Raw genomic sequence first — 26,670 nt, forward strand, 5'->3', positions numbered from 1 at the left:
TGCCCTCGCTGAACGTCAACAGCCGGCACGCCCCTCCTTCATGCATCGAACGCCAACATCACCGGATGGCGCCGGCCCCACGTGCGATTCCTAGAAACCACCGCTCCGGGGCGCCAGAAGCCTGGCAAGATAGAGACGCTGCGCCTCGGCAACGGCCGCCTTGTGGAGATCCACCGTCTGTTTCGCGGCCAGGATTTCGGTCGCCCATTGCGGGGCCACTCCACCAATGATCCGGGCAACGATGTCTGCATGGCGGGCGAATGCCAGGGTCGCCAGTTCCAGTTCTTCTTCAAGATTCAGGCTGACGATATTCCGGTTGACGATATCGCAAGCAAGCTTGGCCCGATCCAATGCGCGCTGAAAATGGCCGTCGGCCGCGCTGATATAGACCAGGCGAAGCATGTTGGTGGCCATCGCCCGCTCATTCGCATCCAGGACCAGGAAATCCACCAGCCCAAGGTACCGAAGCCGCCGTTCTGCCTCGGTGGCATCCCGGACGAGCCAGGCCGCCTCGCGAATGGCCTCTGCCAGATCCCCATCCGGACATTCGGGAACACCAGGGGCACCTGGTTGCACCGGAGACGCAAACCCCACCAGATCCCAGGTCGGTTCAGCCTCCGCCGAGGCCTCGGCAGCACCAGCAGCGGCCGGCGCCACAGCCGGCTCAGCCACCGCCGACACCTCGGCATCATCAGCACCGGCCGGCTCCACAGCCGGTTCAACCACCGCCGACACCTCGGCAGCACCAGCGTCGACCGGCTCCACGACCGGTTCAGCCACCGCCGACACCTCGGCATCACCAGTATCGACCGGCTCCACAGCCGGTTCAGCCACCGCCGACACCTCGACAGCACCAGCGTCGACCGGCTCCACGATCGGCTCAGCCACCGCTGAGACCTCGGCATCACCGGCATCGACCGGCTCCACAGCCGGTTCAGTCGCCGCCGACACCTCGGCAGCACCAGCGTCGACCGGTTCCACGACCGGTTCAGCCACCGCCGACACCTCGGCATCACCAGTGTCGACCGGCTCCACGACCGGTTCAGTCGCTGCCAACGCCTCGGCATCACCAGTATCGACCGGCTCCACAGCCGGTTCAGCCACCGCCGACACCTCGGCAGCACCAGCGTCGACCGGCTCCACAGCCGGTTCAGTCGCCGCCGACACCTCGGCAGCACCAGCGTCGACCGGCTCCACAGCCGGTTCAGTCGACGCCAACGCCTCGGCATCACCAGCGTCGGCCGGTTCCACGACCGGTTCAGCCGCCGCCGACACCTCGGCATCACCACCAGCGTCGACCGACTCCACAGCCGGTTCAGTCGACGCCAACGCCTCGGCATCACCACCAGCGTCGACCGACTCCACGACCGGTTCAGCCGCCGCCGACACCTCGGCATCACCACCAGCGTCGACCGACTCCACGACCGGTTCAACCACCGCCGACACCTCGGCATCACCGGCATCGACCGGCTCCACAGCCGGTTCAGTCGCCGCCGACACCTCGGCATCACCAGTGTCGACCGGCTCCACAGCCGGTTCAGTCGCCGCCGACACCTCGGCATCACCAGCGTCGGCCGGCTCCACGACCGGCTCAGCCGCCGCCAACACCTCGGCATCACCAGTGTCGACCGGCTCCACAGCCGGTTCAGTCGCCGCCGACACCTCGGCATCACCAGCGTCGGCCGGCTCCACGGCCGGTTCAGCCACCGCCGACACCTCGGCAGCACCAGCGTCGATCGGCTCCACGGCCGGTTCAGCCACCGCCGACACCTCGACATCACCAGCCTCGGCCGGCTCCACGGCCGGTTCAGCCACCGCCGACACCTCGGCGGCACCAGCGTCGACCGGCTCCACGGCCGGTTCAGCCACCGCCGACACCTCGGCGGCACCAGCGTCGACCGGCTCCACGGCCGGTTCAGCCACCGCCGACACCTCGGCAGCACCAGCGTCGACCGGCTCCACGGCCGGCTCAGCCACCGCCGACACCTCGGCAGCACCAGCCTCGACCGGCTCCACAGCCGGTTCAGCCACCGCCGACACCTCGGCAGCACCAGCGTCGACCGGCTCCACAGCCGGTTCAGCCACCGCCGACACCTCGGCAGCACCAGCGTCGACCGGCTCCACAGCCGGTTCAGCCACCGCCGACACCTCGGCAGCACCAGCCTCGGCCGACTCCACAGCCGGTTCAGCCACCACCGCTACCTCGGCATCACCAGCGTCGACCGGCTCCACAGCCGGTTCAGCCACCGCCGACACCTCGGCAGCACCAGCGTCGACCGGCTCCACAGCCGGTTCAGCCACCGCCGACACCTCGGCAGCACCAGCCTCGGCCGGCTCCACGGCCGGTTCAGCCACCGCCGCTACCTCGGCATCACCAGCCTCGGCCGGCTCCACGACCGGTTCAGCCACCGCCGCTACCTCGGCAGCACCAGCCTCGGCCGGCTCCACGACCGGTTCAGCCACCGCCGCTACCTCGGCATCACCAGCCTCGGCCGGCTCCACAGCTGGTTCAGCCACTGCCGACACCTCAGCAGCACCAGCGTCGACCGGCTCCGCGACCGGTTCAGCCACCGCCGACACCTCGGCAGCAGCAGCGTCGACCGGCTCCACGACCGGTTCAGCCACCGCCGCTACCTCGACATCACCAGCGTCGACCGGCTCCACAGCCGGTTCAGCCACCGCCGACACCTCGGCATCACCAGCGTCGACCGGCTCCACAGCCGGTTCAGCCACCGCCGCTACCTCGGCATCACCGGCCTCGGCCGACTCCACAGCCGGTTCAGCCACCGCTGACACCTCGGCAGCACCAGCGTCGGCCGGCTCCACGACCGGCTCAGCCACCGCTGCTACCTGGGCAGCACCAACGTCGGCCGGCTCCATGACCGCCTTTGATGCGTCTGAAGCCTTGCGCAAGGGTTCTCCGGCCAAACGCCTGCCATGGGTGGAATCGCCCTTGCTGACACCAAGCCGCGCATCAAGGATCGCAGTCGCCCATGCCGGAACCGGGGCATCGAAAGCAACAGCCGTCGTTTCGGCATGAAGTGCGAACTCCAGCGCAATTCCGCTGAGACAATTCTCGGCAAGCTGCCCCTTATAACCAAGCGCACGAAGTTCCGCCTGAGCGGCTGCCAGATAGCTATCTCCCCCCTTCAGGAAAACATCGCGCAGCACATCCGCAACGACGGCACGGCTACTTTCGGTATAGATACCATTTGGGGCCGCCACACTGGCACCACGACGCTTGCCTTGGCGGGGGGCGACATTGTCCACCAGCCAGAACGCACAGGTAATGGCGTCCCGGAGCTTTCGGGGCGGGACCGGAGCAACTCCGCAGCCTGGCACAACCTCCTTATCGTCGGTGTCCATGAGCTGGCTGGAGCACCGTTCGTCCATGACATGTCCCTGCATCGTCCTAAGGACCCTCCGGTCGTCCACGGTCTCGCCGGTCTCCATGTCACTCGCTCCGTTGCGCCGCCCGCACGTCGCATGAAAAACAGCCCGCGGATCAGTCCTTGATCCGATAACAAAAAGAATTCCATCAATGCAAGTACATTACAAGTTCACGGGCACCTTTAAGAATAAATCAGAAATTCGAGTATCAATTCTTATAAGAATTCGATATTATTCCGTGATCGATTTTTCATTTGCGTATAATTTATACATCGCGCAGGCAACACGTGGATTCGCGCTGGCCACACCTCAGGCTGGCTTGTCGGGGACGGTTTCAGACAGACCGCCGGCAGGTCGGACCGGCAGGCCAGGTCGCGTGCGGACGCCCGGACAGCCGCGCAGCCTGCATGGCAGGCATCGGCGAAAAGCGGCCCGCAAAGGCAACATCATGGCAATGAGACGGTTGGGAGACCGACAATCGCCACCCTGGGAAATAGTCGGTCAGGCGGGCTCACGGCGAAGCCCGGCATGAAGCCGCGTCAGCAGGCGGCTTTTGGCGTCCCGTAGGGGATTCGAACCCCTGTTACCGCCGTGAAAGGGCGGTGTCCTAGGCCTCTAGACGAACGGGACGAGGCGCCTGCGCTGGGTAGCGAACCAGACGGTCATGGTCAAGGGACCACCGACGCCGCATCGGTAATGACGAAGCCCGCATTCACCATGCCGTTCCATTCCTCGGCCCGAAGATGGCCCGCGATGTGCAGCGGCTCGCCGCCACGGCTCAGCAAGGCATCGGCCAAGGCCCCCTCGCGGGCACGAAACAGCACCGTGCGCAGGCGCCCCCCACCCCCCTCGCCTTCCACGAAGGCCCGGATGGTGTTGCCCTCGCGACCGACGCGATCGGCGCGCATGACGCGAACCCGCGGCAGGATCAGCACCGGCTCCTCGTTGCCGTTGCCGAACGGCGCCAGCCGCCCGAGATGGCGTGCAAGTTCCGTGGTGCAGCCCGGCACCGCCACCGCCCCTTCCACCGGCAGATCCGCCGCCGAGGGCAAGGTCGCCGCCGCGGCCAGACGCTCGTCCAGCAGGGCATGGAAGGCCGCCAGCCGGTCCTCGGGCAGCGAGAACCCCGCCGCCATGGCATGACCGCCCCCGGTCACCAGGATGCCGGACTGGCGCGCCGCGATCACCGCCGCCCCCAGGTCGAGCCCGGCCACCGACCGCCCGCTGCCCTTGGCCATGCCGTCGGCCAGCGCCGCCACGCAGGCCGGGCGGTTGAACCGCTCCTTGATCCGCCCGGCGACGATGCCCACCACGCCCGGATGCCATTCCTGGCCCGAGACCAGCAAGGTGGCATGCCCCGCCGCGATCTGCGCCTCGGCCGCCGCCATCGCAGCGTCCAGCATGCTGGCCTCGACCACCTGGCGCTGCCGGTTCACCGCGTCCAGCGTGGCGGCCAGGGTACGGGCCTCGACCGGATCCTCGCAGAGCAAGAGACGCAGGCCCAGGTCGGATTCGCTGATCCGGCCGGCGGCGTTGATGCGCGGCCCCAACGCGAAGCCCAGCGTCGCCGCGCTGGGCCGGTCCTTGACCTGCGCCACTTCCAGCAGCGCCGCGATCCCGGGCCGGGCCCGCCGTGCCATCACCTTCAGCCCCTGCGTGACCAGGGCGCGGTTGAGCCCGGTCAGCGGCATCACGTCGCACACCGTCGCCAGCGCCACGATGTCCAGCAGGGACAGCAGATCCGGTTCGGGACGTTGGGCGAAAAACCCGCCGCGACGCAGTTCCCGCACGGTGCCGACCGCGGTCAGGAAGGCGATCGCCGCCGCGCACAGCGTCCCCAGCCCCGAGCCGCAATCGACCCGGTTCGGGTTCACCGTCGCCACCACCCCGGCCGGCAGGACCTCCGATTTATGGTGGTCCAGCACGATCACGTCGGCCTGTCCCTGCAAGGAGGCAAGCGTCTCGCCCGCGGCAGTGCCGCAATCGACGCAGACCAGCAGCGTCGCACCCCGCCCAGCCAGCCCCTGCAGCGCCGGCACGTTCGGCCCGTAGCCCTCGGTCATGCGGTCGGGCACGTACGGCATGACGGTGCAGCCGAGCGAACGCAGGAAGGTGACCATCAGCGCGCCGCTGCAGGCTCCGTCCACGTCGTAGTCGCCGAAGACGCCGACCGTCTCGCCCCGGCACACCGCCGCGGCCAGGCGGGCCACCGCTGCGTCCATGTCGCGCAGGACCGAGGGATCGGGCAGCAGGGCCCGCAGCGTCGGCTCCAGGAAGGTCGCCGCCGCTTCCAGCCCGACACCACGGGCCGCGAGCAACCGCCCTACGACTTCAGGCACCCCCAACCGCTGGGCAATCCCCAGGCCGACGCGGTCCTCGCCCTGGCGCCAGACCCAGCGGCGGTTGGTCAGGCTGCGGGTGACGCCCAGGACGGGCGCCACGCCGCCGGCAGTTTCGGTCAATTCGATGCCCAGGGCTTCGTCGCGTAGTTGTGGTGGGCCTCGATGTACCGCATCGTCCCCGACTTGCTGCGCATCACCAGCGAGTGCGTCGACGCACCATGGCCGAAGCGGCGCACGCCACGCAGCATCGCCCCGCCGGTCACGCCGGTCGCCGCGAACATCACGTCGCCCCGCGCCATCTCCAGGATGTCGAACTTGTGGTTCGGATCGGTGATGCCCATCTGCCGGGCCCGCGCGATCTGCTCGTCGTTCTCGAAGATCAGCCGCCCCTGCATCTGCCCGTCGGCACAACGCAGCGCCGCGGCCGAGAGCACCCCCTCGGGCGCGCCGCCGATGCCGAGATAGATGTCAACGCCGCTCTCGGGCTGGACAGTGGCGATCACGCCGGCGACGTCGCCGTCGCTGATCAGCATGATGCGCGCCCCGGCGGCGCGGGTGCGGCCGATGATCTCGGCGTGGCGCTCACGGTCCAGGATGCAGGCCACCAGGTCAGAGACCGCGCATTTCTTGGCCCGCGCGAGGTTGCGCAGGTTCTCCTCCACCGGGGCGTCCAGATCCACCACGTCCGCCGGCAGGTGGCCGCCCACCGCGATCTTGTCCATGTAGATGTCGGGGGCGTGCAGGAAATTGCCGCGCTCGGCCAGCGCGATCACCGCCATCGCGTTCGGGCCGCCCTTGGCGCACAGGTTGGTGCCCTCCAGCGGGTCCACCGCGATGTCCATCGCCGGGCCGCCGGCCCCCACCTTCTCGCCGATGTAGAGCATCGGCGCCTCGTCCATCTCGCCCTCGCCGATCACGACGGTGCCGGCGATCTGCACCACGTCGAAGGCCTTGCGCATCGCCGTCACCGCGGCGCCGTCGGCCTCGTTCTTCTTGCCGAGCCCCATCCAGCGGCTCGCCGCCAGCGCGGCTGACTCAGTGACGCGCACCAGATCCAGCGCCAGGTTGCGGTCGCTGGTATGTGCCGATTGGAACTGATCGTCCTTCAGCATCGCGTCACTCCTCTGCTCTGTCATTATTCTTTCGTCCTGACGGGAAAGTCCGATCGCCGATGCACCGCGCTTATGCGGGCTCGATGCGGATCAGCGTCGGCGCTTCCAACACGGCGTCCAGGCCGGCGATGCGATCCAGCGCCGCCCGCATGGCGGATTCGCGGGTCTCGTGCGTCACCAGCACCACCGGCACCGCCTCGCCCGGACTGCGGCCACGCTGCAGCATGCTCTCGAGCGAGATGCCCTGGTCGCGCAGCACCGCCGTCACGTCGGCGATCACGCCGGGACGGTCCACCACCATCAGGCGCAGGTAGTAGCAGCCGACATGCGCCCCGATCGGCACCGAGGGCGCATCGGAGAGATGGCCCGAGGCCGCGCCCCAGACCGGGGTCGACCGCCCGCGGGCAATGTCGATCAGGTCGGCAACCACCGCCGAGGCGGTCGGGCCGGCGCCGGCGCCGCGGCCCTCCAGCATGATCCGCCCGACGAAATCGCCTTCCGCCACCACCGCGTTGAACACGCCGTCCACCCGCGCGATCGGCGCGGCTTCGGGCACCATGCAGGGATGCACGCGCGCGGCGATCCCGGCCTCGGTGCGCCGCGCCAGGCCGAGCAGCTTGATGCGGTAGCCCAGTTCGCGGGCGAAGGCGATGTCGAGCGCCGAGACATGGCGGATGCCCTCGACATGCACCTCGTCGAAGGCCACCGGCCGGCCGAAGGCCAGCGCCGCGAGGATCGCCAGCTTGTGCGCGGCGTCGACGCCGTCGATGTCGAAGGACGGGTCGGCCTCGGCGTAGCCGAGCTTCTGCGCCTCGGCGAGCACTTCGGCGAATTCCCGCCCGCGCTCGCGCATCACCGTCAGGATGTAGTTGCAGGTGCCGTTCAGGATGCCGGCGACCTTGCTGATGCGGTTGCCGGCCAGCCCCTCGCGCAGGGCCTTGATCACCGGGATGCCGCCCGCGACCGCTGCCTCGAAGGCCAGGGTCACGCCGGCCTGTTCGGCCTGGGCCCCCAGGGCGGCGCCGTGCACGGCCAGCAGCGCCTTGTTGGCGGTGACCACCGGCTTGCCGGCGGCCAGCCCCGCCTGCACCAGTTGCCGCGCCGGGCCGTTGGCACCGCCGATCAGCTCGACGATCACATCCACGCCCGGATCCGCGGCCAGCGCCACGGCATCCTCGTACCAGCGCAGCCCGCCGAGATCGACGCCACGGTCGCGCGTGCGGTCACGCGCCGAGACGGCGGTGACCGCGATCGGCCGCCCGGCCCGGGCGGTGACGATCCCGGCGTTCTCGCGCAGCAGCTTCAGCACGCCCGCGCCGACCGTACCCAGGCCGGCGACGCCGACCGAAAGCGGCCGGCTCATGCCGCGTGGCCGCTGGGAACGGCCTCCCGCGGCGCCTCGTTGCTCTCGCTCTGCAGGAAGCTGCGGATGTTGCGCAGCGCCTGGCGCAGGCGATGGGTGTTCTCGACCAGGGCGATGCGGACATGGGTGTCGCCGTGCTCGCCGAAGCCGATGCCCGGCGCCACCGCCACCTTCGCCCGCGCCAGCAGCAACTTGCTGAACTCCAGACTGCCGAGATGCGCATAGCGCGGCGGGATCGGCGCCCAGGCGAACATCGAGCCGTCCGGGCTCGGCACGTCCCAGCCGGCCGCGTGCAGGCCGCGGATCAGCACGTCGCGCCGCTCGCGATAGAGGTCGCGCATCTCCTGCACGCAGTCCTGCGGCCCGGTGAGCGCCGCGGCCGCCGCCACCTGGACCGGCGTGAAGGCGCCGTAGTCCAGATACGACTTCATGCGGGTCAGGGCATTGATCAGCTTCTGGTTGCCGGCGGCGAAGCCCATCCGCCAGCCCGCCATCGAGTAGGTCTTGGACATGCTGGTGAACTCGACGGCGATGTCCTTGGCCCCTGGTACCTGCAGGATCGAGGGCGGCACCTTTTCGCCGAAATAGATCTCGGCATACGCAAGGTCCGACATGATCCAGATGTCGTGCTGGCGGCAGAAGCTCACCACCTCACGGTAGAAATCCAGGTCGGCCAGATAGGCGGTCGGGTTGGACGGGAAATTGACGATCAGCGCCGTCGGCTTGGGCACCGAATGCTTCACCGCCCGATCGAGCGCGCGCAGCATCTCCTCGTCCGGGGAGGCCGGGATGCTGCGCACGCCGGCGCCGGCGATGATGAAGCCGAACTGGTGGATCGGATAGGAGGGGTTGGGCACCAGGATGGTGTCGCCCGGGCTGGTGATCGCCGAGGCCAGGTTGGCCAGGCCTTCCTTCGAGCCGAGCGTCGCGACCACTTCGGTTTCGGGATCGAGATCGACATCGAAGCGGCGGCGGTAATAGCCAGCCAGCGCCCGGCGCAGACCAGGGATGCCCTTGCTGACGGAATACCGGTGCGTGCGGGGATCCTGCACCGCCTCGACCAGCTTGGCGACGATGTGCGGCGGAGTCGGGCTGTCGGGATTGCCCATGCCGAGGTCGATGATGTCCTCGCCGGCGGCTCGCGCCGCCGCCTTGGCCTTGTTGACCTCGGCGAAGACGTAGGGCGGCAGACGGCGGATGCGGTGGAACTCATCGGTCATGGCGGCAATCCGAAACCTGGGGTCAGTGGGGCTTTGGTGGGACAGGCCGGAATGCCCCGCCCACCAAGTCTGGAGCAAGTGAAGAAGGTCGAGACGTGCTGGTCGCGCAGGCCGGCGGGACCGTGCCGGCCCGGAGGGGCGGCATGATCCCGGCGGGATCCGGGGGCAACACCTATTCTTTCACAATCCTTCAGTTGGCGATACGGGCGGCGCCACCGCGCCCCTCCGCCCGCGCAGTCAGCCGCAGGTGCGATGCAGGCACGCCGGCAGCCATCATCACCGCCGCGACCGCGCGGGCGCGGGCCAGGGCCAGTGGCAGGGACGCAGCCTGGGCGTCGGGATCGCTGCCCAGCGCCTCGCCATAGCCGGTCACGACGATGGCGGCCGTGCCGCGCCTGGCCGCGAGCGCCCGCAGCGCCGTTTCCGTCTCCGGGGCGATCGCCGTTCCACCGGTGCTGAACGGCACCAGCACGGTGCCGGCCGGCGCGGGCGGGGGCGCCGGCGCGGGTGGGGGTGGTGCGACCGGCGGCGGCGTCGGGGCAGTCACGGCGGGCACCGGCACCCCCGGGATGCGCGGCGCCGGCGGCGGCGCCGCCGGGATGGCCGGCAGTTCCGCCATGGCGGCACCGGCCGGGGCGGAAGGGGCCGACGCGGCAGGGGCCGCCGGATCGGCGGTCACCGGGGCTGCGGGCGCTTCCTGCGGCGGCGGCGCCGGCCGGGCGGCCGGAGCAGGCGCCGGCGGCGCGCTCGCCGCCTGCAACGAGGCGGAAGGAGCGTCCTGGGAAGCGGCCGCGGCCGGGGGCACCCTGGGCGGCTGATAGGGTTCGGCCGGGGAAGAGATCGCGTATTCCGCGTTCCGCCGCTCCTCCGTGAGCCCGCTGGCAATCCGGCCACGGGTGGCATGGTCGGTCACCACCGGCCGCGCCGGCACCGTGCCCAGGCTGGGATAGGGCGCGTCCGCATTGGGCGGCGGCGGCCGCTGCTCGGCGATGCGCCCGCCCTCCAGCGAATGCCACCAATCCACCGGACTGACCGAGCCAGAGGCACAGCCTGCCAGCAACCCGGCCGTCAAGAGAACGACAGCACACCTCGCTGGATTTTGGCTGGTATGCAAGCCCTGCGCCGGTCGCACTTGAACGGTCAGGGAGCGCACTCTATCAAGTTCGTACACACGTCCATCTGACATAAAAGGGTCGGAGTGCTCCAGACTGCTGCCGCATTTCCGGCACACGAGATGTAGCGCGCGAGCCGACCTACGGAAAGGATAGCCGCATGGCCGAGCCGACCAAGCCGGAAGCCGGCGCCTTCAAGCTGCCCGACCCCACCGAATTCGGACGCTCCATGGCCGACATCGCCGAGCGTTCGCAGCGCATTGTGGCGGAATGGCTGCGCCGGCAGACCGAAAGCGGGCTGCAGAGCCCCGACCCCCTGAACATCGGGGGCGCCTTCATGGAAATGACGGCGAAGCTGATGTCCAATCCCACCAAGCTGATGCAGGCGCAGCTCGGCTTCTGGCAGGACTACATGTCGCTCTGGCAGAACACCGCGCGCCGGCTGCTCGGCATGGACGGCGCGCCGGTGATCGAGGGCGACCCGAAGGACCGTCGCTTCAAGGACGACGCCTGGAAAGAAAACGAGGTCTTCGACTTCATCCGGCAGTCCTACCTGCTCTCGGCCCGCTTCATCCAGGATGTGGTCAAGCAGGCCGATGGCCTCGAGCCCCACACCGCCCAGAAGGTGGATTTCTACGCGCGGCAGTTCGTCGACGCGATGAGCCCTTCCAACTTCCTGCTCACCAACCCCGAGGTTCTGCGCAAGACCGTCGAGACCGGCGGCGAGAACCTGCTGAAAGGGTTGAAGAACCTGCTCGGTGACCTGGAGCGCGGCAAGGGCGAGCTGCGCATCAAGATGACCGACATGGACGCCTTCCGGATCGGCGAGAACATCGCCGTCACCCCGGGCAAGGTGGTGTACCAGAACGAGCTGATGCAGCTCATCCAGTACACGCCGACCACCGAGAAGGCGCTCAAGCGGCCGCTGCTGATCGTGCCGCCCTGGATCAACAAGTTCTACATCCTGGACCTGCGCCCGAAGAACAGCTTCGTCCGCTGGGCGGTCGCCCAGGGACATACGGTGTTCATCATCTCCTGGGTGAACCCCGACGAGCGGCTCGCCCAGAAGGGCTTCGAGGACTACATGAAAGAAGGCATCCTCGAGGCCTTGAGCGCGATCGAGGCGGCCACCGGCGAGGACGGCGTCAACGCGATCGGCTACTGCCTCGGCGGCACGCTGCTCGCCTCCAGCCAGGCCTGGATGACCGCCCATGGCGACCAGCGCATCAAAAGCGCCACCTTCTTCGTCACCCTGATGGATTTCCGCGAGTGCGGCGAGCTCGGCGTCTTCATCGACGAAGAACAGCTCAAGATGCTCGAGGACAAGATGAACCGCCGCGGCTATCTCGATGGCAGCGAGATGGCGACCACCTTCAACATGTTGCGCGCCAACGACCTGATCTGGTCGTTCGTGGTGAACAATTACCTGCTCGGCAACGACCCGTTCCCGTTCGACCTGCTCTACTGGAACAGCGATTCCACCCGCATGCCGGCGCGGATGCACAGCTTCTACCTGCGCAACATGTACCAGGAGAACCGGCTGCGCGAACCCGGCGGCATCTCCCTGGCCGATACCCCGATCGACCTGCGCCAGGTCAAGGTGCCCGCCTACTTCATCTCCACCCGCGAGGACCACATCGCGCCGTGGCGCAGCACCTATTACGGCACCCACCTGCTGCAGGGCGAAAACCGCTTCGTACTGGCGGCCTCCGGCCATATCGCCGGCGTGGTCAACCCGCCGGAAGGCGGCAAATACAGCCACTGGATCAACACGGATCTGCCGGAGCAGCCCGAGGACTGGTTCAAGGGCGCCACCGAGATCGCCGGATCGTGGTGGCCGGACTGGCAGCGCTGGGTGACCGCCCTCGACAAGCGGCAGGTGAAGGCCCGGGTTCCCGGTGACGGCAAGCTGCCCGTGCTGGAAGACGCGCCCGGCAGCTACGTGAAGGTGCTGCTGACCTGAGGCGGGGCTTCGCCCCGCACCCGACGTCGTGCGAAGGCACGCCTTCGCGTGACGAGGCTTCGCCTCCTGGACCTCCACCAAGGGCTTCGCCCTTGGAACCCGATATTCTGTGCCGCGCAGCGCTTATGGGGTGCAGGGGCCTTGTGGCCCCTGCCAGGTCCAGGGCAGAGCCCTGGCCTTCAATTCAGCACCCCCAGCACCGGCCCCCGCCCGGCTGCAGGTCGAACTGCGCCCGCTGGGTCGCCACATTGGCCTGTGGCAGCGGCGGCAGGTTGGCGAGGATCTGCAGCGTGGCCTGCGGCCCGAAGCCGAACAGCGGCGGCTGCAGCGCCATCGTCGCCGCCGCCAGATCGCCCGTGAACAGCCCGTTCTGGACCCTGATCATGGCATCCACCACCGCCTGTGACGGCGCGTCCGGCGGCACGCCGAGCGTCCGCCGCACCTCCTGCCGTCCTGCCAGCAATTGCTGCTGCACCAGCGGGGAGACGTTCGGATAAGGGGCGGAGCCGGACAGCAGTCCGGACAGGTATTCCATCGCGATCACCGCCCGCGCCGCCTCGACGGGGCGGCCGCGCGTGTTGGCCGGGCTGGCGAAGGCCCAGCCGGCGATGCCCGCCGCCGCTTGGTCGGCGTCGAGATTGGTGCCGAGCGCCGCGGGCGGCACGAAAGGCGTATCGACCGTGCCGGACGTGACCGCCCCGCAGGCCGTGAGCAGCAGCCCCGCCGCCAACGCGACGACCCGGCGCGGCAGCAACCGCGCCGGGCCCGGATCAGGCATCGGCGCGTTCCTGCCGCGCCGCCTCGTCCAGTCCCAGCATCAGGCGGATGTTCCGCAGCGCCGCGCCCGAGGCCCCCTTGCCCAGATTGTCGAGCCGCGCCACCAGCACCGCCTGCCGCCGCGCCTCGTTGGCGAAAACGCGCAGTTCCAGGCGGTTGGTATCGTTCAGCGCCTCCGGCTCCAGCTTGCCATCGGCGGTGGGCGGCGGGACCGACACGTCCGGGGAGCCGCGGTAATACGCTTCCAGCACCGCCTGCAGATCGGCCCCCTGCAGCGTGCCGGGCAGCACATCCAGGTGCAGCGGCACGGACACCAGCATGCCCTGCCGGTAATGCCCGACCGACGGCACGAACAACGGCCGGCGGGTCAGGCCAGCATAAAGCTGCAGCTCGGGCACGTGCTTGTGCTCGAGGCCGAGGCCGTACAGCTCGAAAGCCGGGCCGCCATCCGCCTCATGCGCCTCGATCAGCCCCTTGCCGCCACCGGAGTAACCCGACACCGCGTTGATGGTGACAGGAAAATCCGCCGGCAGCAGGCCGGCATCGACCAGTGGGCGCAGCAGGGCGATGGCACCGGTCGGATAGCAGCCCGGATTGGTGACCTTGTGCGCCTGCGCCACCACCTGTGCCTGCCCCGGTTGCAGTTCGGGGAAGCCATAGACCCAGCCCGGAGCGACCCGGTGGGCACTGCTGGCATCCAGCAGCTTCGGCGCCGCTGCGCCGAGATCTTCCGCCAGGGCGACGGATTCCCTGGCTGCGGCATCCGGCAGGCAAAGCACCACGAGATCGGCCGCTTCCATGGCCTCGCGTCGCGCCGCCGGATCCTTGCGATGCTCGGGGGCCAGGCTGAGCAGTTCCACCGTGGCCTCGTCGCGCAGTCGCTCGCGGATGCCCAGGCCCGTGGTGCCGGCCTCGCCATCGATGAAGATCCTGGCCTTCGCCATGTGCCGTCTCCTTGTCGACGGTATCGTCGTCTTGCGGTCGCCGAAAAAGTAAGGGGGGCTGGCCCGCCGGGCCAGCCCCCCTGTCGCATCGTGAAAGCGGGAGCGGCTCAGCGCTTGCTGAACTGGAAGCTGCGGCGGGCCTTGGCGCGGCCGTACTTCTTGCGCTCGACGACGCGCGGGTCGCGGGTGAGGAAGCCGGCCATCTTCAGGATCGGGCGCAGCTCCGGCTCGTAATGGGTCAGCGCGCGGCTGATGCCATGGCGCACCGCGCCGGCCTGGCCGGAAAGGCCACCGCCGGTGACCGTGCAGTACACGTCGAACTGGTTGTAGCGATCGGCCACCAGGAAGGGCTGGGTGATCAGCATGCGCAGCACCGGCCGGGCGAAATACTGGCCGACGCGCTTGCCGTTCACCTGGATCTCGCCCTTGCCGGGCTTGATCCACACGCGCGCCACCGCGTCCTTGCGGCGGCCGGTCGCGTAGCTGCGGCCGAGCGCGTCGCGCTTGGGCTCACGCTTGGGCTGGTCCGCCTCGGTGGCGGCGGCGACCGCCAGATCCTTCAGATCGGCGAGGGTACGGGTGGGCTGGGTGCCGGACATCGTCTCAGACCCCCTTGTTCTTGCGGTTGAGAGCGGCGATGTCGAGCGGGCGGGGCTGCTGGCCCTCGTGCGGATGGCTGGTCCCGCCGTAGACGTACAGGTGCTTCATCTGCTTGCGCTGCAGCGGGCCGCGCGTGATCATGCGCTCGACCGCCTTTTCCAGCACGCGCTCGGGATGGGCGCTGTCGAGGCGCTGGCGCATGGTGCGGCCCTTGACGCCGCCGGGATAGCCGGTGTGCCAGTAGAACACCGACTGGTCGAGCTTGTGGCCGGTGACCTTCACCTTGGCCGCATTGATGACGACGACATTGTCACCGCAATCGACATGCGGGGTGAACTGCGCCTTGTGCTTGCCGCGAAGCCGGTTGGCGATGATCGCGGCGAGACGGCCCAGCACCAGGCCCTCAGCATCGATCAGCACCCAGTCCTTCTTCACCTCCGCGGGCTTCAGCGAGAGGGTAGTCTTCATGGGTCCGGTGTCCTCAGGGGAATTCGAGGCGCGGCTTATGCCGGCGAACCCAGGCTGCGTCAAGGTTTCGCGCTTGTGGTATTATAATACCACAGATTGCGGGCCGGCATCGCGGCCCGTTAGAGAAGGCCCATGTCCAGTCCGGTCCATGTCATCGGCGCCTCCGGCCGTTCCGGCCTGGCGCTGTGCCGCGCCCTCGCCGCCGCGAACGTGACCGCCGTGCCGGTGGTGCGCGACGCGGCGAAATGGCGCGCCGGCGGCGGAACGGCGCCCGCGCGCGTGGCCGACCTGACCGATTCCGTTGCGCTCAGGGCGGCGCTCGGCGATGCCGCGCGCATCGTCTCATGCGCCCATGCACGACATACCCCGGCAATCCTGGAGGCGGCGCCCCGGCCGGCGCGGCTGGTCCTGCTCGGCAGCACGCGCCGCTTCACCCGCTGGCCCGACGCGCACGGGCTGGGCGTGCAGGCCGGCGAGGCGGCGCTGCTCGCCTCCGGCCGCGACGGGGTGATGCTGCATCCGACCATGATCTACGGCGCACAGGGCGAGGACAACGTGCAGCGCCTCGCCGCCCTGCTCCGCCGCCTGCCCCTGGTGCCGCTGCCGGGCGGCGGGCAGGCGCTGGTGCAGCCGATCCATCAGGACGACGTGACGCGCTGCGTGATGGCGGCGCTGGCAGTGGCATGGGGCACGCCACGGGCGCTGGTGATCGCGGGGCCCGCGGCGATGCCCTACGCCGATTTCGTCCGGGCGGTCGCCCGGGCCGCCGGCCTCGCCGCGCCGCGCATCGTGCCGGTGCCGGCCTGGGCGCTGATCGCCGCCTCGCCGCTGACCGCCCTGCCCTTCCTGCCGCGCATCCGGGCCGATGAAATCCGCCGCCTGCTGGAAGACAAGGCGTTCCGCATCGATGACATGCAAGGGACGCTCGGGGTCATGCCGGTGCCGCTCGAGGCCGGCCTGCAACGAACCTTTCCGGCCGCATAAGGACACACCGCGCATCCCCGGCTCCTCATGATGGAGCGGGGGACCTGCCATGAGCGGGCCGGCGCATCACCACACTTCCCGAGCGCCAGGTGGATGGGCAGGCTTGGATTTTCACCCTGTCACCGGAAAGCGCGTTCATGCCCCTGATCAACCGCGTCGCCGAATTCCATGCCGAGATGATGGAATGGCGGCAGGATCTGCATCGTCACCCGGAACTCTCCCTGCAGGAAGTGCGGACCAGCGCCCTGGTGCAGGAAAAGCTGCGCAGCTTCGGGGTGGACGAGGTCATCACCGGCCTCGCGCGGACCGGCGTGATCGGGGTGATCCGGGGCCGCGGCCCGGGCGGTGCGATCGGGCTGCGCGCCGACATGGATGCCCTGCCGATCCACGAACAGACCGGCAAGCCCTATGCGAGCGTCACTCCGGGCGTGATGCATGCCTGCGGCCATGACGGCCACACCGCCATGCTGCTGGGTGCGGCGAAATACCTCGCCGAGACCCGGAATTTCGACGGCACCGTCTACGTGATCTTCCAGCCGGCCGAGGAGAACCTGGCCGGCGGCGAGCTGATGGTGAAGGAAGGCCTGTTCGAGCGCTGCCCGATGGACCTGGTCTTCGGCATGCACAACTGGCCGGCCGCCCCGGCAGGCACCTTCCTGTGGCGCAAGGGGCCGATGATGGCGGCGGTCGCCAATATCGAGATCACCATCACCGGCCGTGGCGCCCATGGCGCCCATCCGCATCGCAGCATCGACCCGATCGTGGTGGCGGCGCAGATCGTCAGCGCGCTGCAGACCATCGTGGCGCGCTCGATCGAGCCGGTGGAGAGCGGCGTGGTCACCATCGGCCATATCAGCGGCGGCCATATCTACAACGTCATTCCCGAATCGGTGCGCATGCTCGGCACCGCCCGCTGGTTCGCCCCGCATATCGGCGACCGGCTGGAAGACGGGGTGCGGCGGCTCGCCACCGGCATCGCCGAAAGCTTCGGCGCTCAGGCGGACGTGGTGTTCGACCGCGCCTACCCCCCCACCGTGAACGACGCGGACGCCACCGACCTGACCATCCGCGCCGCCGAGGCAGTGGCCGGCCCGGCACGCGTCAGCGAAATGGCCAAGCCGACCATGGGCGGCGAGGATTTCGCCTTCATGCTGAACGCCAAGCAGGGCAGCTACATCATGCTCGGCGCGGGAGAAGGCGACTGTCCCATGCCGCACCATCCGCAATACGACTTCAATGACGAGGTGCTGGCGGTTGGGGCGAGCTACTGGGTGACCCTGGCCGAGCAACTGCTGCCGCGCAAGGATCGCGGCTGAGGCATCCCCGGCCGGGCAGGCGACAGCCCGGCCGGATCCGCTGAGGGGGCGTGCTCACGCCTCTTCGTCGCGCCCGTCCTCGTCGCGCCCGCCACGATCGAGCACCGCCAGCAGGCGGCGCGCGCCCATGCGATCCGGCGGATCCAGTTCCGCGACCTTCATGAGCACCTCCCGGCTTTCGTCCTGCCGATCGAGCCGGGCCAGCAGGTAGCCACAGGCGAACAGCGCGAACAGCACCAGCCGCGGAGCAGGTTCGAAGCTTCCGAACGCCGCCTGGTCCGGCCTCAGATCGCGCCAGTCGGCCGGCAGGTTGGTCCGGCGCAGCGCGCCGGCCAGGCAGGCCTCGGCCAGCGGCAGGGCTTCGGCCAGACGATGGCGATAGAGAAAGAACTTGTAGGCGCCGATCTGCACGGCGAGATGCCCCGGCGCGAGCGCAAGCGCGTCCCGGACATGGCGTTCGGCCGTCGCCTCGTCATCCCAGGCCGCGCCGGCCGCGCGCAGGGCCTGCGCGGCGGCAGCGGGAAGGTCACCAGGATCGTCGCCCGGATCGGGCCATGGCTCCGGCGGCAACCGTCGCGGTCCAGGGTGCATCCGGTGATGCTAGCCCGGTGTGGGCCGGGGACCAAACCCACGGCCGGGAAGCCGGTCAAGAGGGGCCAGTTCGTTGCTTTTGCTTCACGAAATACGGTTGCCTGCCCTCAAGAGGGGCACGCGTACCATCGTGGGGAATTCCCGTTACAGGATATCCACGGCTTCTGTGGAAAACTCTGTGGGGAACTCTTGGACACTGCGTTCGCAACCAATGTCTTCAAGCACATGATCGAATTGCCCGAAAAGACGGCAATCGCCTAGAGCACTGTTCCAAACAGTCTCTTTTCCGTGACGAGTCCCGGAACCCGAGGGATTCCAGCCAAAATCGCCGCTATGCGACGGTCGATCGCAGCGGGGGACAACTTGCAGGGAATGGGTCCGGACCAGCACCGGACACAGGGCTGAACGCCCCGCGCAGCGCAACCGCTGCGGGCTGGAAAAAAATCGAATGGCCGAAGGAAAATGGCGTCCCGTAGGGGATTCGAACCCCTGTTACCGCCGTGAGAGGGCGGTGTCCTAGGCCTCTAGACGAACGGGACCGCGTCTGGGGCGGCTTCTACGGCCTTCCCGCGCCGACATCAAGCCGTGTTCTGGCCGATCCGGGGTGATGCATGGCTCCCACGCGTGCGCCGGACGGGCCCGCCGGAACCGGCACTGCCGCCCCGCCGGGGACCGGGACCGCCGCTCAGTGCGCCAGCGCGGCCCGGGCGACGACCCGGCCGGTGCGGATGTCGACCATCACCACCCGGTCCGGGCCACCCCCTTGCAATTGCAACGCCAGCCGGTCCGGCAAGGCCGAGACCCCCACGATGCGCGTGCCCGCCGGCTCGTCCAGCACCACCGCGCTGGTGGCCGCCGGCATCTGCGACATCCGCCCCGCGATCACCACCGCGATGGTCAGCACCCCGGCAACGATCAGCACGCCCATCGCCACCACCGCCACCTTCAGCGCGCCCATCGGCAACCCGTTCGCCATCCCATTCCTCTCGTCGCGGCTCCGCATCCGGAGTATCCCGCGGCCATGTCCGACGAAATCGCGCCCGAGGCAATCGGCAACGGCGCCGAGCTGCACAGTGTCGCCGCCCTGCCCGAGCATGCCGGCCAGCGCACCGACCGTTTTCTTGCCGATCACATTCCCGCCCTGTCGCGCTCGCGCGTGAAAGGGTTGATCGAGGCCGGGCAGGTCAGCCGCGACGGCATCCGCCTGCGCGAGCCCGCCGAGCCGGTGCGGCCCGGCGCGGTCTACCGGCTCGACGTGCCGCCGCCCGCCCCCGCGGTGCCGCAGCCCGAGCGGATCCCCTTCCCCATCCTGTACGAGGACCGCGACCTGCTGGTGCTCGACAAGCCGCCCGGCCTGGTTGTCCATCCCGCCCCGGGCAATGAGGAAGGCACCCTGGTCAATGCCCTGCTCGCCCATTGCGGCAATGACCTGCCGGGCATCGGCGGGGAGAAGCGGCCGGGCATCGTGCACCGGCTCGACAAGGACACCTCCGGGGTCATGGTGGTGGCGAAGACCGAGCAGGCCCTGGCCACGCTCTCGGCCGCCTTCGCCAGCCGCGACCTCGACCGTGCCTACCTGGCCCTGTGCTGGGGATTGCCCAACCCGGCCACGGGCGAGATCGAGGGCCCGATCGGCCGCGACCCGCGCGAGCGCAAGCGCATGGCCGTGGTCAGCCGGGGCGGCAAGCCGGCGCTGACCCGGTACCGCACCCTGGGACATCGCGACTCGGCCGTGACGCTGCTGGAGGTGAGGCTCGCCACCGGCCGCACCCACCAGATCCGCGTGCATCTCTCGCATCGCGGCCATCCGGTGGTCGGGGATCCACTTTACCTTCGTCGCATCCCCGCGGCGGCGCGCCTGCTGGACGCGCCGACCCGCGCCGCCTTGCTCGACTTCCCCCGCCAGGCCCTGCACGCGACCCGGCTGGGCTTCCGCCATCCCCGCACCGGGGCGCCGCTCAGCTTCGTGACCCCCCCGCCCGCGGACATGCAGGCCCTGCTCGACCGGCTCGGACTCGTGGCTCTGACGGAAACTTAATCCCGACTTAACCAGTCCGGATTATTGACCGGACCGCTCCTGTCCGGTATAGATTGCCGCACGCGACACGCGGAGGATGTCAGTGTCGTGCGACCGGGTGGTGCGACGCTGCCGCAGAATGGGGCACGCACCGAGGCCGATGAGTCTTCCCGACATCCCCCGGCTTCACCGGAAGTCGGCGTACTTCGCAACCGGCCGACCGCCTGCGCCGTAAAGGGCAGGACGCGAAAGCCGACCGGACGAAAGGAGTCCTGACCGTGGTCTCTGCCGTCACCCCCATCGCCCCCGAGGGCAACCTGTCGCGGTATCTCCAGGAGATCCGCAAATACCCGATGCTGACCCCCGAGGAAGAGCTGGAACTCTCCCGGCGGTGGCGCGACCATGAGGACATGGCGGCGGCACATAAGCTGGTCACATCACATCTTCGTTTAGTTGCCAAGATCGCCATGGGCTACCGCGGCTACGGCCTGCCCCTGGGCGAGCTGATCAGCGAAGGCAACGTCGGCATGATGCAGGCGGTCAAGCGGTTCGACCCGGACCGCGGCTTCCGTCTGGCAACCTATGCCATGTGGTGGATCCGCGCCGCGATCCAGGAATACATCCTGCATTCCTGGTCGCTGGTGAAGATGGGCACCACCGCTGCCCAGAAGAAGCTGTTCTTCAACCTGCGCCGGCTGAAGGGCCAGATGCAGGCGATCGACGACGGCGACCTGCAGCCCGAGCAGGTAGCCAAGATCGCCCGCGTGCTCGACGTGCCCGAGCAGGACGTGATCAGCATGAACCGCCGGCTTTCGGCGCCCGACCACAGCCTGAACTCGCCCGTCCGGGCGGATTCGGAAGGAGAGTGGCAGGACTGGCTGGTGGACGAATCCGAAAGCCAGGAAACCACGATCGCCGAGCACGAGGAGCTGAGCGGCCGCAAGGCACTGCTCTCGGGCGCGTTGAAGACGCTGAACGAGCGCGAGCGTCACATCCTCATCGAGCGCCGCCTGAAGGATAATCCGACGACCCTTGAGGAACTGTCGCAGCAATACGGGATCTCGCGCGAGCGGGTGCGGCAGATCGAGGTGCGGGCGTTCGAGAAGCTGCAGAAGGCGATGCACAACCGCGTCGCCGAGCAGCGCCGCCAGGCTTTGGTCGAACGCGCCGCCTGACCGGTCGGCGACACGCCGGTGCGGTGGGTCCGGGCCTGTCCCGGACATCACCGGCCTCGCCGGCCCGGCCAGGACGGGGATGCCGCCAGAAGTTCAGCGGCGCCCCGTTTTTTTGTACATACCCCCCGCTGCCGCGATGCCACCGGTCCGGTGTCGCAGGCCCGGCCTCTGGCCCGTGCTATTCCGCGGCGGGCACGCCCCACTCCGTCTCGTAGCGCCCCCGCTCGGCCCGCAGCCGTGCCGCCCGCGCCGCCACCGCCGCATCCAGCACCAGACGCACCACGATCGGCAGGATCTGGGCGAACAGCCAGGCACCGGCCTGCGCGGCCCAGCATGCGGCCAGGATCGCCGGGTCCGCTGCCATGCCCAGTGCCGCCCCGACCCCCTGCCCGCTCTGCCAGAGCGTGACCAGCGGGTCGATCACCAGGGCCCCGCCACATAGCAAGACAGTGCGCGCCGGCTTCCGCCCGGCGTCACGATCCAGCAGGATGGCCACCAACCCTGGCGCCAGCAACAACGAGACCAGCACGGCACAGGGCGTGGCCAGGGCCACCACCGCGCCACAGGCCAATCCGCCCAACCAGATCGCCGTGCCCGGGGCTCGCCCCTGGATGTCCGCATGCCCGCTCATGCACGTCCCTTCATGACAGCACCGCCGCGACCAGGGCCACCGTGATCACCATCGTCGCCATTCCCAGGGCCAGCTCCTGCCCCAGCCGCCGCGCGGTTTCGGCACGCGAGGAACTCCCCGCCACCAGCGTCGCGAGCTCCGCATCGATTCGCCGGACCGCGTCTTCCGCGGCCTCCGCCCCACGCTGGTCGGCCAGCCGCGCCGGCCCGTCTTCAAGCATGTCCAGCATCGCCCCGAGCCGTCCGGTCGCCGCCGCGGCGGCCAGGGCCCGGCCGCGCTCCTGCCGGCGCGCACGGTTGCGCCAGGTGTCCAGGGCCGGCCCGAGCCGTTCGGCCAGCCACGCGGCAAGACGCGGCAGGCTGCGTCCCCCCAGCCGCCACTGCAGGTCCGCCAGGACGCGCAGCTCCGCGATGGCGACGCGCGCCGGCGGTCCTTCCGCGAGCTCCGCCAGTTCTCCCTCGATACGCTGGTCCTGACGGGTTGCCAGGAACGCCGCGATGTCACGATCGATCGGTGACTGTCCGCGCGCCTCCGGCCGGGCGGCCACCGTCTCCAGGGCCAGCAGCAGCTCCGTCACCTGGACGACCAGCCGCCCCGCCAGCAAGGGGCTCGCACAGGGCAGCAACGAATTGAGGGCATAGCGCAGCCGCGGCAATCCGCCGCCCCAGCCCCGCAGCCGCAACAGCATGCGGTGCTGCCGTGCCTGCAGTCGCAGCGCGGCACCATCGCAGCGCTCTGCCCGTAGCGCCGCCCAACTGCTCGCGGCCTCGGTGGCGACGATCTCGAGGAGGCGATCGGTGACTTCGGCCGGCGCTTGCGCCGCCAACGCCGGCCCCAGCCCATCCGGCCAGATCGCGATGCCACGCCAGCACAACGGCGCCAGGGGATCCAGCAAGGCCACGGCGCGCATCGCCAGCAAGCCATCCGCATGGGTATCACCGGCCACGGCGTCGGCGGCGCGCAGCCGTACCAAATCATCCATCCGCGCGGCCAGGCCGGAATCACCGAAGCTGCGCCGCAGCCAACGATCCACTGCCCCCCCGCACAACAGCCTGACCCCCGCCTCGGGAGCGGTGGCGATCGCATGCGCGAGGCTCCGCGCATCCCAGATCGCGCCCGCGCCATCCTCGAGCGGACGTTGCGCCCGGCGCGGGGGACGTGCCGCCACCCGCCGGCCGCGTGCCGCCACGGGATCGGTCAGCAGCACCGGAGGCGGCCGGTGCTCGGGATCCTCCGCCAACATGCCCCGCACCAGGTCGGCGATGACCGGGGACAGCTTCTCCTCACCAGTCAGCGCGGCGAAACTGCCAAGCGCCAGCTTGCGCCGCAGGATCGCCGTGTCGTCGAGCCCCTGCAGCGGCACCCGCCCCAAGGCAAGCACCAGCAGCGTGACCCCGAGCGCATAGACATCGTCGGCAATACTGCCCTCACCGCGACCGGCTGCCAGGCACATGGCGGAATAAGGGGGTTCGAACAGGGAAGGCTGCAGGCTGGCCGGCGGCGCCGCCCACCCCGCCCCCAACACCACCGTCTCCCCCGCGCCGGCCCGGAACAGGTTGTCCGGGCAAATCGCCCGATGGGTGACGCGACGGGCTTCCAGCGCAGCCAGCACCGAAGCGACCGGCCGCAGCACGCAGGACAGCAGCTCCGCCTCTGACCAGGGCCGCAATCCCGCCGAAACCGGCAGCCCGGGCGGGGACGAGCAGATCACGAACCAGGCCGGCTGGCCCCCCGGCGTCATGGCCGGCCCATGCGCGAGCGGCGCCAGCAGGCCGCCTTCCGACCACCCGGCCAGCGCCTGCAGCGCATCGGCCCTGGGCGGCGCGCCCGGCGCGACCTGCAGGGCCATCACCTGGCCCGCGCCGCGGCTGCGATCGGTCGCGGCGAAAGCCGGCAAGCCAGCGCCGGCAGCCGCCAGGGGGCGCGCGAAATCCACGGCATAGATGCCGGCGATCAGATCCTGCGCGGGAGCGGTATCGGAAGGGAGTGACTTGACCATGGCGGGACGGCGGGGACCTCCACCGCCAGTCTCGCCCGGGTCTGGTTACCGGAATGCCAACATGGGAACGATTGCGGGGCGCTGCCCCGCCCCCGCCAGGAGGCTCTGCCTCCTGGACCTCCGCCAAGGGCCATAGGCCCTTGGATCCCATTCTTTGCCGCGCAGCGAGAATGGGGTGCAGGGGCCTTGTGGCCCCTGCTGGGTCCAGCGACTGTCTTGCGTGTCAAGCGGCTTGCCACGGTTGCTGGTCCCGGATGATGGCATTGAGGATTGTGAGAAGTTTGCGCATGCAGGCGACGAGGGCGACCATGTGTGCTTTGCCCGCGGCGATCAGACGCTCGTAGACCGACTTGAGGATGGGGTTGCGGCGTGTGGCGACCCAGGCAGCCATGAAGAGGGCGGAGCGCACCACGGTGCGTCCGCCGCGAATGCTGCGTTTGCCGCGATGGGTTCCGCTGTCGTGGTTGAACGGAGCGAGGCCGGCGAGAGCGGAGATATGTCGTCGGTCGAGCGTCCCCAGTTCAGGGAGTTCGGCCAGCAGGGTGCGGGCGGTTGTCTTGCCAACGCCTGGCACCGAGTCGAGCAACGCCTCATTGCGTGACCACACGTCACTCTCGCGAATGGCGCTATCAAGATCCGTATCGATGTCAGTGAGTTCCTGCTGTAACCAGGCGAGGTGGGCGTTGATGCCGCGCTGCAGCTTGCGGGCGGTGGCCTGCTTGAGGCGCATGCTTTCGGCGGAGATCATGTCGATGATCTGGCGGCGCCGCGCGGCGATCTCGCCCAACATCTGGGTTGCGGCATCCGGCAACGGCCGCAACTCTGGACGGATACGTTCGGCGAAGCGGGCGATCACCGCGGCATCGAGCTGATCGGTCTTGGCCAGCCGGCCGCAGGCGCGAGCGAAGTCGCGGATCTGGCGGGGATTGACCGCCAGCACCGGCAGGCCAGCGCCAGCCAGAGTGGCCAGCACCACCTTTTCGTATCCTCCGGTCGCCTCCAGAATGATCAGCGCAGGCGACAAGCCCTGCAGCCGATCGCGTAAATCATCCAGGCCGGCACCGTCCCGATCGACACGAAAACTGGTCGCCGCCGGTAGCACATGCACATCAAGATGCTTCTTGGCAACGTCGATGCCAACAAACATCGATTGCTCTTGAGCCGTCTGGTCCATCACCCGTCCTTGCGTATGCGGGATCGACTTGCGCCGTCCCTGGCGACTGTTCGGGCTTACGGACATAGCCGCGGAAGGGGCACCGTGCTGGACCACGGGCTCGATCACCCCAGGGCAAGGCGGGCTCCCTTCCGCTCCCGAGCGCGTTACCCTACGCGCTCGGGTGCCTGTTGAGATACAAGGGCAAAGCCCTGGCCTTTCTTCAGTCCTCGAAGGGATCCCGCACCAGGATGGTGTCGTCGCGTTCCGGGCTGGTGGAAAGCAGCGTCACCGGCGCCTCGACCAGTTCCTCGATGCGCCGGACATACTTGATGGCGGCAGCCGGCAGGTCCGCCCAGCTACGCGCCCCCGCCGTCGAGGCCGACCAGCCCTCCAGTTCCTCGTAGATCGGCTCGGCCGCCGCCTGGGCGCGCATGCCCGCCGGGAAATGCCGGTAGGTCTCGTCGCCGATGCGGTAGCCGACGCAGACCTTCAGCGTCGGCAGGCCATCCAGCACGTCCAGCTTGGTCAGTGCCAGGCCCTGGATGCCGCCCACCTTCACCGCCTGGCGCACCAGCACCGCATCGAACCAGCCGCAGCGGCGCCGCCGCCCGGTGACGGTGCCGAACTCGTGCCCGCGATCGCCGAGCAGCGTGCCGGTGGCGTCATGCAGCTCCGTCGGGAACGGGCCTGATCCCACCCGCGTGCAGTAAGCCTTGGCGATACCCAGGACGAATCCCACCGACGCCGGGCCGATGCCGGAGCCCGAGGCCGCGGTCGCGGCCACCGTGTTGCTGCTGGTGACGAAGGGATAGGTGCCGTGATCGACGTCCAGCATCACCGCCTGGGCGCCTTCGAACAGGATGCGCCGCCCGGCCCGCCGGGCCTCGTCGAGGCGTTCCCACACCGGCTCCACGAAGGGCAGCAGCTTCGGCGCCAGCGCCAGCAGCCGGTCGAGCAGCGCCTGCTTCTCGAAGGTCTCGGCGCCCAGCCCCGCCAGCAGCGTGTTGTGGTGCAGCAGCAGCTCGTCGAGCTTGCTGGCCAGTGTTTCCGGCTCGGCCAGGTCGCAGGCGCGGATGGCGCGGCGCGCCACCTTGTCCTCGTAGGCCGGGCCGATGCCGCGGCCGGTGGTGCCGATCTTGCGGTCACCGCGCGCGGTTTCGCGGGCACGGTCGAGGGCAGCGTGCAGCGGCAGGATCAGCGCCGCGTTCTCGGCGATGCGCAGGCTGTCCGGCGTGACCTTCAGGCCCTGCGCCTCGACCTTGGCGATTTCGGAGAGCAGCGCCTCCGGGTCGATCACCACGCCGTTGCCGATCACGCCGAGCTTGCCGCGCACCACGCCCGAGGGCAGCAGCGACAGCTTGTAGGTCTGCCCGCCCACCACCAGGGTATGGCCGGCATTGTGGCCGCCCTGGAACCGCACGACGATGTCGGCGCGACTGGCCAGCCAGTCGACCACCTTGCCCTTGCCCTCGTCGCCCCATTGGGCGCCGATCACCGCGACATTGGCCAT

21 protein-coding genes and 2 tRNA genes are annotated in these 26,670 nt (G+C 69.4%); 5 read left to right on the top strand and 18 right to left on the bottom strand.

Going from position 1 to position 26,670, the window contains the following annotated elements; all coding sequences use genetic code 11:
* Positions 1–90: 90 nt before the first annotated feature.
* The 7 genes from NBY65_RS04920 to NBY65_RS04950 all read right to left on the bottom strand — a co-directional run bounded on the left by NBY65_RS04920 (position 91) and on the right by NBY65_RS04950 (position 10,451).
* Positions 91–3,453 (bottom strand): hypothetical protein, encoded by a 3,363-nt coding sequence (locus NBY65_RS04920; RefSeq protein ID WP_250265637.1) that lies wholly within the window; start codon positions 3,451–3,453, stop codon positions 91–93.
* 491 nt (positions 3,454–3,944) lie between these two features.
* Positions 3,945–4,020: transfer RNA gene (locus NBY65_RS04925), tRNA-Glu, on the bottom strand.
* A 38-nt stretch (positions 4,021–4,058) separates the two neighbouring features.
* The gene (gene recJ / locus NBY65_RS04930; protein ID WP_150045343.1) at positions 4,059–5,852 is read right to left on the bottom strand and encodes a single-stranded-DNA-specific exonuclease RecJ; all 1,794 of its coding nucleotides are present in this window, start codon (positions 5,850–5,852) and stop codon (positions 4,059–4,061) included.
* Entirely contained in the window at positions 5,849–6,844 is a 996-nt protein-coding gene (gene glpX / locus NBY65_RS04935) for a class II fructose-bisphosphatase (RefSeq protein ID WP_150045344.1), read from the bottom strand. The genes recJ and glpX overlap by 4 nt, the downstream gene beginning before the upstream one ends.
* 70 nt (positions 6,845–6,914) lie before the next feature.
* Entirely contained in the window at positions 6,915–8,207 is a 1,293-nt protein-coding gene (locus NBY65_RS04940; protein ID WP_150045345.1) for a homoserine dehydrogenase, read from the bottom strand.
* Complete coding sequence (locus NBY65_RS04945; protein ID WP_150045346.1) at positions 8,204–9,427, bottom strand: LL-diaminopimelate aminotransferase; 1,224 nt, start codon at positions 9,425–9,427, stop codon at positions 8,204–8,206. The genes NBY65_RS04940 and NBY65_RS04945 overlap by 4 nt, the downstream gene beginning before the upstream one ends.
* 190 nt (positions 9,428–9,617) lie before the next feature.
* On the bottom strand, positions 9,618–10,451 hold the full coding sequence (locus NBY65_RS04950) for an OmpA family protein (RefSeq protein ID WP_250265638.1): 834 nt from the start codon (positions 10,449–10,451) through the stop codon (positions 9,618–9,620).
* A gap of 248 nt (positions 10,452–10,699) precedes the next feature.
* Here NBY65_RS04950 and NBY65_RS04955 point away from each other — a divergent pair, with 248 nt between their 5' ends.
* Complete coding sequence (locus NBY65_RS04955; RefSeq protein WP_150045348.1) at positions 10,700–12,502, top strand: PHA/PHB synthase family protein; 1,803 nt, start codon at positions 10,700–10,702, stop codon at positions 12,500–12,502.
* A gap of 184 nt (positions 12,503–12,686) precedes the next feature.
* Here the strand turns inward: NBY65_RS04955 and NBY65_RS04960 are convergent, their stop codons facing one another.
* From NBY65_RS04960 to rplM, 4 genes are all read right to left on the bottom strand, one after another.
* Positions 12,687–13,280, bottom strand: coding sequence for a hypothetical protein (locus NBY65_RS04960; protein WP_150045349.1), 594 nt, complete (start codon positions 13,278–13,280; stop codon positions 12,687–12,689).
* On the bottom strand, positions 13,273–14,223 hold the full coding sequence (gene argC / locus NBY65_RS04965) for an N-acetyl-gamma-glutamyl-phosphate reductase (protein ID WP_150045350.1): 951 nt from the start codon (positions 14,221–14,223) through the stop codon (positions 13,273–13,275). The genes NBY65_RS04960 and argC overlap by 8 nt, the downstream gene beginning before the upstream one ends.
* Before the next feature lie 107 nt (positions 14,224–14,330).
* On the bottom strand, positions 14,331–14,822 hold the full coding sequence (rpsI, locus tag NBY65_RS04970; RefSeq protein WP_150045351.1) for a 30S ribosomal protein S9: 492 nt from the start codon (positions 14,820–14,822) through the stop codon (positions 14,331–14,333).
* A 4-nt stretch (positions 14,823–14,826) separates the two neighbouring features.
* On the bottom strand, positions 14,827–15,291 hold the full coding sequence (rplM, locus tag NBY65_RS04975; RefSeq protein ID WP_150045352.1) for a 50S ribosomal protein L13: 465 nt from the start codon (positions 15,289–15,291) through the stop codon (positions 14,827–14,829).
* A gap of 132 nt (positions 15,292–15,423) precedes the next feature.
* Between rplM and NBY65_RS04980 the strand changes: the two genes are divergently transcribed.
* Entirely contained in the window at positions 15,424–16,275 is an 852-nt protein-coding gene (locus NBY65_RS04980) for an SDR family oxidoreductase (protein ID WP_150045353.1), read from the top strand.
* A gap of 137 nt (positions 16,276–16,412) precedes the next feature.
* Complete coding sequence (locus NBY65_RS04985; protein WP_150045354.1) at positions 16,413–17,591, top strand: M20 aminoacylase family protein; 1,179 nt, start codon at positions 16,413–16,415, stop codon at positions 17,589–17,591.
* A gap of 54 nt (positions 17,592–17,645) precedes the next feature.
* On the opposite strand, the gene NBY65_RS04990 is transcribed toward NBY65_RS04985, so the two are convergent.
* The 3 genes from NBY65_RS04990 to NBY65_RS05000 all read right to left on the bottom strand — a co-directional run bounded on the left by NBY65_RS04990 (position 17,646) and on the right by NBY65_RS05000 (position 19,158).
* Positions 17,646–18,182 (bottom strand): hypothetical protein, encoded by a 537-nt coding sequence (locus tag NBY65_RS04990; protein ID WP_150045355.1) that lies wholly within the window; start codon positions 18,180–18,182, stop codon positions 17,646–17,648.
* Positions 18,183–18,645: 463 nt separating this feature from the next.
* A tRNA-Glu gene (locus tag NBY65_RS04995) sits at positions 18,646–18,721 on the bottom strand.
* A 146-nt stretch (positions 18,722–18,867) separates the two neighbouring features.
* Positions 18,868–19,158 (bottom strand): hypothetical protein, encoded by a 291-nt coding sequence (locus tag NBY65_RS05000; RefSeq protein WP_150045356.1) that lies wholly within the window; start codon positions 19,156–19,158, stop codon positions 18,868–18,870.
* 45 nt (positions 19,159–19,203) lie between these two features.
* Here NBY65_RS05000 and NBY65_RS05005 point away from each other — a divergent pair, with 45 nt between their 5' ends.
* The gene (locus NBY65_RS05005; RefSeq protein WP_150045357.1) at positions 19,204–20,220 is read left to right on the top strand and encodes an RluA family pseudouridine synthase; all 1,017 of its coding nucleotides are present in this window, start codon (positions 19,204–19,206) and stop codon (positions 20,218–20,220) included.
* A gap of 332 nt (positions 20,221–20,552) precedes the next feature.
* A complete protein-coding gene (gene rpoH, locus NBY65_RS05010; protein ID WP_456313386.1) occupies positions 20,553–21,374 on the top strand; it encodes an RNA polymerase sigma factor RpoH in 822 nt (273 codons plus the stop codon).
* Between the two features lie 178 nt (positions 21,375–21,552).
* On the opposite strand, the gene NBY65_RS05015 is transcribed toward rpoH, so the two are convergent.
* The 4 genes from NBY65_RS05015 to NBY65_RS05030 all read right to left on the bottom strand — a co-directional run bounded on the left by NBY65_RS05015 (position 21,553) and on the right by NBY65_RS05030 (position 26,670).
* On the bottom strand, positions 21,553–22,005 hold the full coding sequence (locus tag NBY65_RS05015) for a hypothetical protein (protein WP_150045358.1): 453 nt from the start codon (positions 22,003–22,005) through the stop codon (positions 21,553–21,555).
* 10 nt (positions 22,006–22,015) lie between these two features.
* Entirely contained in the window at positions 22,016–24,004 is a 1,989-nt protein-coding gene (locus NBY65_RS05020; protein WP_150045359.1) for a protein kinase family protein, read from the bottom strand.
* Between the two features lie 223 nt (positions 24,005–24,227).
* Positions 24,228–25,151 carry an IS110 family RNA-guided transposase gene (locus NBY65_RS05025; RefSeq protein ID WP_408895628.1) on the bottom strand — a complete coding sequence of 308 codons (924 nt, stop codon included), beginning with the start codon at positions 25,149–25,151 and terminating at the stop codon, positions 24,228–24,230.
* Between the two features lie 229 nt (positions 25,152–25,380).
* Complete coding sequence (locus NBY65_RS05030; RefSeq protein ID WP_150038639.1) at positions 25,381–26,670, bottom strand: adenylosuccinate synthase; 1,290 nt, start codon at positions 26,668–26,670, stop codon at positions 25,381–25,383.

The sequence above is a fragment of the Rhodovastum atsumiense genome, assembly GCF_937425535.1.
GTDB lineage: Bacteria > Pseudomonadota > Alphaproteobacteria > Acetobacterales > Acetobacteraceae > Rhodovastum > Rhodovastum atsumiense.

What these genes read in the sequence shown, in the direction of transcription:
- NBY65_RS04920 (WP_250265637.1), bottom strand. Translation starts at nt 3,453, where the DNA reads ATGGAGACCGGCGAGACCGTGGACGACCGGAGGGTCCTTAGGACGATG.
- glpX (WP_150045344.1), bottom strand. Translation starts at nt 6,844, where the DNA reads ATGCTGAAGGACGATCAGTTCCAATCGGCACATACCAGCGACCGCAAC.
- NBY65_RS04940 (WP_150045345.1), bottom strand. Translation starts at nt 8,207, where the DNA reads ATGAGCCGGCCGCTTTCGGTCGGCGTCGCCGGCCTGGGTACGGTCGGC.
- NBY65_RS04945 (WP_150045346.1), bottom strand. Translation starts at nt 9,427, where the DNA reads ATGACCGATGAGTTCCACCGCATCCGCCGTCTGCCGCCCTACGTCTTC.
- NBY65_RS04955 (WP_150045348.1), top strand. Translation starts at nt 10,700, where the DNA reads ATGGCCGAGCCGACCAAGCCGGAAGCCGGCGCCTTCAAGCTGCCCGAC.
- NBY65_RS04960 (WP_150045349.1), bottom strand. Translation starts at nt 13,280, where the DNA reads ATGCCTGATCCGGGCCCGGCGCGGTTGCTGCCGCGCCGGGTCGTCGCG.
- argC (WP_150045350.1), bottom strand. Translation starts at nt 14,223, where the DNA reads ATGGCGAAGGCCAGGATCTTCATCGATGGCGAGGCCGGCACCACGGGC.
- rpsI (WP_150045351.1), bottom strand. Translation starts at nt 14,822, where the DNA reads ATGTCCGGCACCCAGCCCACCCGTACCCTCGCCGATCTGAAGGATCTG.
- rplM (WP_150045352.1), bottom strand. Translation starts at nt 15,291, where the DNA reads ATGAAGACTACCCTCTCGCTGAAGCCCGCGGAGGTGAAGAAGGACTGG.
- NBY65_RS04980 (WP_150045353.1), top strand. Translation starts at nt 15,424, where the DNA reads ATGTCCAGTCCGGTCCATGTCATCGGCGCCTCCGGCCGTTCCGGCCTG.
- NBY65_RS04985 (WP_150045354.1), top strand. Translation starts at nt 16,413, where the DNA reads ATGCCCCTGATCAACCGCGTCGCCGAATTCCATGCCGAGATGATGGAA.
- NBY65_RS04990 (WP_150045355.1), bottom strand. Translation starts at nt 18,182, where the DNA reads ATGCACCCTGGACCGCGACGGTTGCCGCCGGAGCCATGGCCCGATCCG.
- NBY65_RS05000 (WP_150045356.1), bottom strand. Translation starts at nt 19,158, where the DNA reads ATGGCGAACGGGTTGCCGATGGGCGCGCTGAAGGTGGCGGTGGTGGCG.
- NBY65_RS05005 (WP_150045357.1), top strand. Translation starts at nt 19,204, where the DNA reads ATGTCCGACGAAATCGCGCCCGAGGCAATCGGCAACGGCGCCGAGCTG.
- rpoH (WP_456313386.1), top strand. Translation starts at nt 20,553, where the DNA reads ATGCTGACCCCCGAGGAAGAGCTGGAACTCTCCCGGCGGTGGCGCGAC.
- NBY65_RS05015 (WP_150045358.1), bottom strand. Translation starts at nt 22,005, where the DNA reads ATGAGCGGGCATGCGGACATCCAGGGGCGAGCCCCGGGCACGGCGATC.
- NBY65_RS05020 (WP_150045359.1), bottom strand. Translation starts at nt 24,004, where the DNA reads ATGGTCAAGTCACTCCCTTCCGATACCGCTCCCGCGCAGGATCTGATC.
- NBY65_RS05025 (WP_408895628.1), bottom strand. Translation starts at nt 25,151, where the DNA reads ATGTTTGTTGGCATCGACGTTGCCAAGAAGCATCTTGATGTGCATGTG.
- NBY65_RS05030 (WP_150038639.1), bottom strand. Translation starts at nt 26,670, where the DNA reads ATGGCCAATGTCGCGGTGATCGGCGCCCAATGGGGCGACGAGGGCAAG.